Source organism: Lacticaseibacillus salsurae (genome assembly GCF_045862175.1).
Classification (GTDB): domain Bacteria; phylum Bacillota; class Bacilli; order Lactobacillales; family Lactobacillaceae; genus Lacticaseibacillus; species Lacticaseibacillus salsurae.
This window is the reverse complement of sequence record NZ_BAAFZI010000087.1, coordinates 1-5928: the sequence shown is the minus strand read 5'-3', so window position 1 is coordinate 5928 and position 5928 is coordinate 1. Positions and strand designations below refer to the sequence as shown.

The following is a 5928-nucleotide window of genomic DNA, read 5'->3' as shown; positions in this document are numbered from 1 at the left end:
GGTCTGGTAACTTGAGGCACTGATTGGCAAGTTGCCTAAAGTTGATACGATGAAGAAACTCTTGGAACAAAACGAGCCCGGCGTCATTTGAAAGTTGACCGCCGTCGGCGGTCACAGTCACATTGGTATTGCATTGCAGGGATAAGCTGGTTAAAGTTGAGATGGTGTGAAGCCTCGCTTTCGTGATGGTTTTTGTCGACTTAACCTTAGCATATAGGCGCACCCAATGGGTGAAACACCAAAGCAGCGCAGTCCCGTGTGAATCATGGGATTGCGCTGCTTTTTTGAAATTCTATGAATAATCCAGGTCTAATTATTCAGAATTCACTTTAAAATAAATAGATCCAAGTGACCAAGATATCATTAAAGACAACAAAATAAACCCGACAATTGCACGATTGTATGAGCCATAAAGCAACGCATTTGCGTAAAAGGCGCCTGCCAAGCAAATCCTAAGTTCGGGATTTACTCGTCAGGCGCCTTCTACTCTATGCTAAGTTCGCTTTATGTCTCAGCCACTTGGATCTATTTCATTACTCACAACGATTCACTGCCATCAGATGGGCTTAGCGTTGGTCATTTCATAGACCATCACTGGTTGAATTTTGAGTATAGCCGCTCACAGCTTCTCGGGTCGCTAGGCATCGATGTCACGAAACGCAACGCAATTATTTGAAGTAGTTGAAGCCAATGGCGTCGCGCACTTCTTGTAAGGTTTGATTAGCCACTTCATTGGCATGTGCCGTGCCATCGATCAAAATCTGTTGCACAGAAGCCATGTCTTTAGCGTATTCCAAACGACGGTTACGAATAGGTGAAAGCACTGCATCCATGACGTCGTTTAAGTAACGCTTGATCTTCACATCACCTAAGCCACCATGTTGGTATTCGGCTTTGAGGTCAGCGACGTGTTGCTTATCAGGATCAAAAATATCCAAATACGTGAACACAACGTTGCCTTCCACTTGACCAGGATCTGAAACATGAATGTGGTTCGGATCGGTGTACATGGACATGATTTTCTTTTGCACGGTGTCAGCGTCGTCGGCTAAATAAATGCCGTTGCCTAAAGACTTGGACATTTTGGCGTTGCCATCGATGCCAGGCAAACGACCAGAGCCTTTAGGTGGGAAGTAGCCTTCTGGTTCGACTAAAACGTCAGCATTGTAAGTCCGGTTGAAGGTGCGCACGATTTCACGCGTTTGTTCCAACATCGGTTCTTGATCATCCCCAACTGGCACGGTGTCCGCTTTAAAAGCAGTGATGTCAGCCGCTTGTGAGACTGGGTAAACGAAGAAGCCGGCAGGTACGGATTCGCCGAACGCCTTTTGTTTGATTTCAGTTTTCACGGTTGGGTTGCGGTTCAAGCGCGCAACGGTGACCAAGTCCAAATAGTACATGGTCAGCTCAGACAAGGCTGGAATCGCAGATTGCACTAAAATCGTGGTTTTCTTGGGATCAATGCCCACAGCCAAGTAATCCAAAGCCACTTCCATCAGGGAGTTGCGGATTTTTTCTGGGTTGTTGGCGTTATCCGTCAAAGCCTGAGTATCAGCGATCATCACAAAGTTGTTGTAATCGCCTGAATTTTGCAAGGCCACGCGGTTTTGCAAACTGCCGATGTAGTGGCCGATATGCAAGCGGCCAGTGGGGCGATCCCCAGTTAAAAAGGTATGTTTTGCCATGTTATTTCCTCCTGAATATAAAAAAGCCGTCCAAATGTCGTTAAACATAGGACGGCTGAGCGCGGTACCACCTAACTTGCCTCAAAAATTATTTTTGAGACCTCTCAAATCGCTTAAGGCGCGTACACCGATTGTCCCTTGCGAGCCAAATCATGTCAGCTGGTGACTCTTTTTTCAGTCACAAGAGTTCTCTGTGCACCAGCAAATTGACACTACCATCGCAAGCTTTGACGTTACGCTTATGATAGTGAACTTTTAAGGCGATGTCAATCTTGCCAAGCCGCTTGGCGATCCGTATATGGCGTCACGCGATCAAAGTCGGTGACTGGCGCGTCGGAGACTTGATAAAAATGCGCCAAAATCGCATCAAAGTCCGTATTGTCATGAAATGCTGGAATTTGATACAGGCGTTTGGCATAAGCCCACAGCTGTGGATAGTCGACTAATCGGCGGTAATTCAGCTTATTTTGTTGCGAATACACCAGATCGAAGCGCACTAAGGTGACAAACAAACGGATATCCGCTTGGGTCAGCTGCTCGCCAAAGATATACGGATGTTCGATCAAGCGGGCATTTAACGCCGCCAAGGTATCAAAGAACGCTTTGGCTTTGGTGTCGTAGTCCGCTTGGCTAGTGGTGTCGAGAATCGCCCCAGGCGCTTGGTTGACCTGCGCGAGAAGCCGCGCATCAAACGCCGCTTCATCTGGCTGATTCAAGCTGGTATCGCCCCATGCTTGGGTCAGTTCATTCAACAAGACATTGGCGTCGTTGTTGACCACCGCCCCAGTTTGAATATCGACTAACGCAGGCACTGTCGAGCGGCCAGCGAAATCCGGTATTGCCTTCTGGTAAGCTTGCGATACGCGGGCGATTTTTAACACGGGATCGATGACGGAATCGTCCGGGCCAAACACCCAATCGGTGTCTAAAGTCTCACGCCGATAAGGATAAATCGCGCCTTTGGAAATCGGCAGCTTCAATAAATCAATGGCGATGGCCGATTGCGTCGCCCATGGGCAAAAGCGGCCCCACACCAGGCGATAACGGTCCGCTTCAACCGGTAGCTCCCCGGTGGAAAAGCGCTGATTGATGCTGGCCGGTTCCTTAGTTGCCGCCGGCTTCTTGCCTGGTTGCCAAGCACAAGCTGAATTGCTCATTTGCTGCCTCCTATTCAAACGCCTGCGCGATAGCTTGATCCAAATCTGCGATCAAATCATCCGCGTCTTCTAAACCGATCGACAAGCGCACCAAGTTAGCCGTTAACCCTTGTTCATCGCGGAAGCGCACTGGCACTTCGCGGTGGGTCACGCGCCTAGGGTTGACGATCAACGACCGCGAATCCCCAACGTTAGGTAAATAGGTAAAGACTTTAGTGCTGAGTAACAATTTGTCCACTTGGGCTTCCGTGGCCGCCAGTTCAAAACTGAAAATCGCGCCGACGCCTTTAGGGAAGTAGCGCTTGACCAGCGGATCTTCCGGATGCAAGCCGGCATAATGCACGGCGGTGACATGCGGATTGGTGGTCAGATATTGCGCCACTTTCACCGCATTGTGCACTTCTTTGTCTAGGCGCTCAGCGATCGTATCGATCCCCAACAGCGCCAAGTATGCATCAAAAGGACTCATCACTGCGCCAAACAAGCGCACATATTTCAGTCGGATGCGATGGCCAAACGCTGCATTGCCGAAGGCTTCGACGAAAGTTTGGGGTTCGCCTTCAGCATCTGGTAAGATCAGCTCTTTTTCATGAAATTGCGGAAAGCGCGCTTGATCCCAGTCAAAATGCCCCCTGTCAACCACAATGCCAGACACCACATTGCCGTGGCCGTTGATGGCTTTAGTTGAGGAATACACATCGATATCCGCGCCATGTTCCAGCGGCCGAAACAGATAAGGCGTCGGGAACGTGTTATCCACAATCAACGGCACATGATGCTTGTGCGCCAACGCCGCCAAGCCTTCAATGTCGGCGATCGCGGTGCTAGGATTGGCCACGGATTCGGTATAAATCGCCTTAGTTTCAGGGGTGATCAACGCTTCAACGGCAGCAAAGTCATTGATATCTTGGACAAAATCCGTTTCAATACCAAATTTCGGCAACAACGAATTCATTTCATCCAAACCCGCGCCATAAATATTGCTTGGGGCGATGATGCGACCGCCGCCTTCGGCCACATTGAGCAGTGTATCGGTGATCGCCGCCATGCCACTGGCGACTGCTGTGGCAGTGACGCCGCCAGCAAGGTCACAAATGCGGTTTTCAAATGCTTCAACGGTGGGATTGCCCACCCGCGAATACACAAACCCTTCTGGATTAGCACCGTTAGGATCAGTCATGGCAAACGCCGCAGTTTGATAAATCGGCACTAATGGGGAATGCCCATGTTTAGCTGGATCGTACCCAGCATGCAAACGCCGCGTTTCAAATTGTTCCGCCATGTTACTGCAACTCCTTTAATAACCGCACTGAATTTTTATAGAAGAACCGTGCGCCAACTGCCACCACGCCATCTTCGGCGATGTAGCGCGGGTTGTGGTTGGCGACATTGCCGCCGTTGCCGAGTTTGGCGTAGACACCTGGGACTTTGGCTTGTAAGCAAGCGAAGTCGTCAGACCCTAAAGCTGGTTCTTCTTCATAGCTAGTGGTGAAGCTTTGCGATTCATTTTGAACAATGGCCGTTAACTTCGGATCATTGTCCACTGACGGATCGCCGTCATACCAATCGATGTCTGCCTTGACCCCAAAGGCCGCCGCCGTGTTTTCCACGACCGTAAAGAACCGCTGCTTGATTAACGCCCGGACTTGTTTATCCGCTGTGCGCACCGTTCCTTCAAACCAAGCCGTTTCCGGCAAAATGTTCCAAGTGGTGCCGGCAATGATATGGGTGATACTTAAAACACCAGCCTTAAATGGCGCCACATTGCGCGCGACAATGCTTTATAAAGCCGTGATTTCTGCGCCTAACGCAGGAATTGGATCGGTGCCGTTTTGCGGGGCGGAGGCATGCGTCCCAACGCCAGTTAACGTGACTTTGAATTTATCGATTGCCCCGCTGGAGATACCAGCATGCACTGCCAGTTCACCGACAGGATGAAAGGGCGCGTTGTGAAAGCCTAACACGGCATCAACGCCGTTTAACTGGCCGTCGTCGATGATTTGCAAAGCCCCTTCTTGATCTTCTTCAGATAATTGAAACAACAAGCGCACCTTACCTTTGAGTTCGGCTTCGTGTTGTTTCAATAGGTATGCACCGCCGAGCAATGCCGCGATATGGGTATCATGCCCGCAAGCATGCATCACGCCTTCATTGACAGACGCAAAAGGCAGGCCTGTTTCTTCTTGAATCGGCAAAGCGTCGATGTCAGCGCGTAAGCCTAAGGTTTTGCCAGGATTGTCACTGCCGATTTCCGCAAAAACGCCAGTGGCCAAGTGAGTGGGTAGTATTTTAATGCCCCAGTTGGTTAAAATCTCGCGAATCTTTTGGGAGGTGCGGACTTCGTGGTTGGCCAATTCTGGATGTTGATGAAAATCATGGCGCCAAGCAATCAATTGTTGTTCAAGGGTGGGATCGATATCTGCTGTCATACTTTGCCTTCTTTAATTCTTCAATACTGCAGGGACGTAATTAGCACCGAGATACTTCTTGGAGATCTTGGTTAAGGTGCCATCTTTGGCTAACTTGACCAGTTCTTTGTTGACGGCTTTTTGGAACTTCTTGTCTTTGGCTGTTTTCCCAAAGACGACGTAAGTGTAAGGTTGATTGAACTTGGTGCCACCTTTGCCATTGGTTAACTTGACGGCTTTCACGTCGTTGATCTTGTATTGCTTTTGTTCGGCTTTGTACATGGATAAATCGGTGTAGGCAAAGTCATACTTACCTTGCGAAATATCTTGCAGATCATGATAGTCTTTGACATAAGTAATCTTGATCGGGTTCTTCTTGTGGGTCTTGTTGTAAGCTTCTAATTCAAGTGAGAAGCCAGTGCCGACTTGGGCAACGGTGGTGTGCCCAGCTGCGGAATTGAAGGATTTGATCTTGTTATTAGACTTCTTGACGATGAAAACCGGCTTAGAGAATAAGTCCTGGATTATTCATAGAATCTCAAAAAAGCAGCGCAATCCCACGATTCACACGGGACTGCGCTGCTTTGGTGTTTCACCCATTGGGTGCGCCTATATGCTAAGGTTGAGTCAACGAAAACCATCACGAAAGCGAGGCTTCACACCATCTCAACTTTAACC

General features: G+C 49.2%; 6 protein-coding genes. All 6 read right to left on the bottom strand.

The window, feature by feature from the left end; all coding sequences use genetic code 11:
- Window positions 1-668: 668 nt before the first annotated feature.
- Complete coding sequence (trpS, locus tag ACKTSG_RS13470; protein WP_125710667.1) at window positions 669-1685, bottom strand: tryptophan--tRNA ligase; 1017 nt, start codon at window positions 1683-1685, stop codon at window positions 669-671.
- Between the two features lie 266 nt (window positions 1686-1951).
- Window positions 1952-2842 carry a glutathione S-transferase C-terminal domain-containing protein gene (locus ACKTSG_RS13465; RefSeq protein WP_056963642.1) on the bottom strand — a complete coding sequence of 297 codons (891 nt, stop codon included), beginning with the start codon at window positions 2840-2842 and terminating at the stop codon, window positions 1952-1954.
- Window positions 2843-2852: 10 nt separating this feature from the next.
- Window positions 2853-4124, bottom strand: coding sequence for an O-acetylhomoserine aminocarboxypropyltransferase/cysteine synthase family protein (locus ACKTSG_RS13460; protein ID WP_407895491.1), 1272 nt, complete (start codon window positions 4122-4124; stop codon window positions 2853-2855).
- Between the two features lies 1 nt (window position 4125).
- A complete protein-coding gene (locus ACKTSG_RS13455; protein ID WP_407895489.1) occupies window positions 4126-4605 on the bottom strand; it encodes a M20/M25/M40 family metallo-hydrolase in 480 nt (159 codons plus the stop codon).
- Between the two features lie 18 nt (window positions 4606-4623).
- Window positions 4624-5271, bottom strand: coding sequence for an amidohydrolase (locus ACKTSG_RS13450; RefSeq protein ID WP_407895487.1), 648 nt, complete (start codon window positions 5269-5271; stop codon window positions 4624-4626).
- A gap of 12 nt (window positions 5272-5283) precedes the next feature.
- Window positions 5284-5721 (bottom strand): transporter substrate-binding domain-containing protein, encoded by a 438-nt coding sequence (locus ACKTSG_RS13445; protein ID WP_407895494.1) that lies wholly within the window; start codon window positions 5719-5721, stop codon window positions 5284-5286.
- Between the last annotated feature and the right edge of the window lie 207 nt (window positions 5722-5928).

What these genes read in the sequence shown, in the direction of transcription:
- trpS (WP_125710667.1), bottom strand. Translation starts at nt 1,685, where the DNA reads ATGGCAAAACATACCTTTTTAACTGGGGATCGCCCCACTGGCCGCTTG.
- ACKTSG_RS13465 (WP_056963642.1), bottom strand. Translation starts at nt 2,842, where the DNA reads ATGAGCAATTCAGCTTGTGCTTGGCAACCAGGCAAGAAGCCGGCGGCA.
- ACKTSG_RS13460 (WP_407895491.1), bottom strand. Translation starts at nt 4,124, where the DNA reads ATGGCGGAACAATTTGAAACGCGGCGTTTGCATGCTGGGTACGATCCA.
- ACKTSG_RS13450 (WP_407895487.1), bottom strand. Translation starts at nt 5,271, where the DNA reads ATGACAGCAGATATCGATCCCACCCTTGAACAACAATTGATTGCTTGG.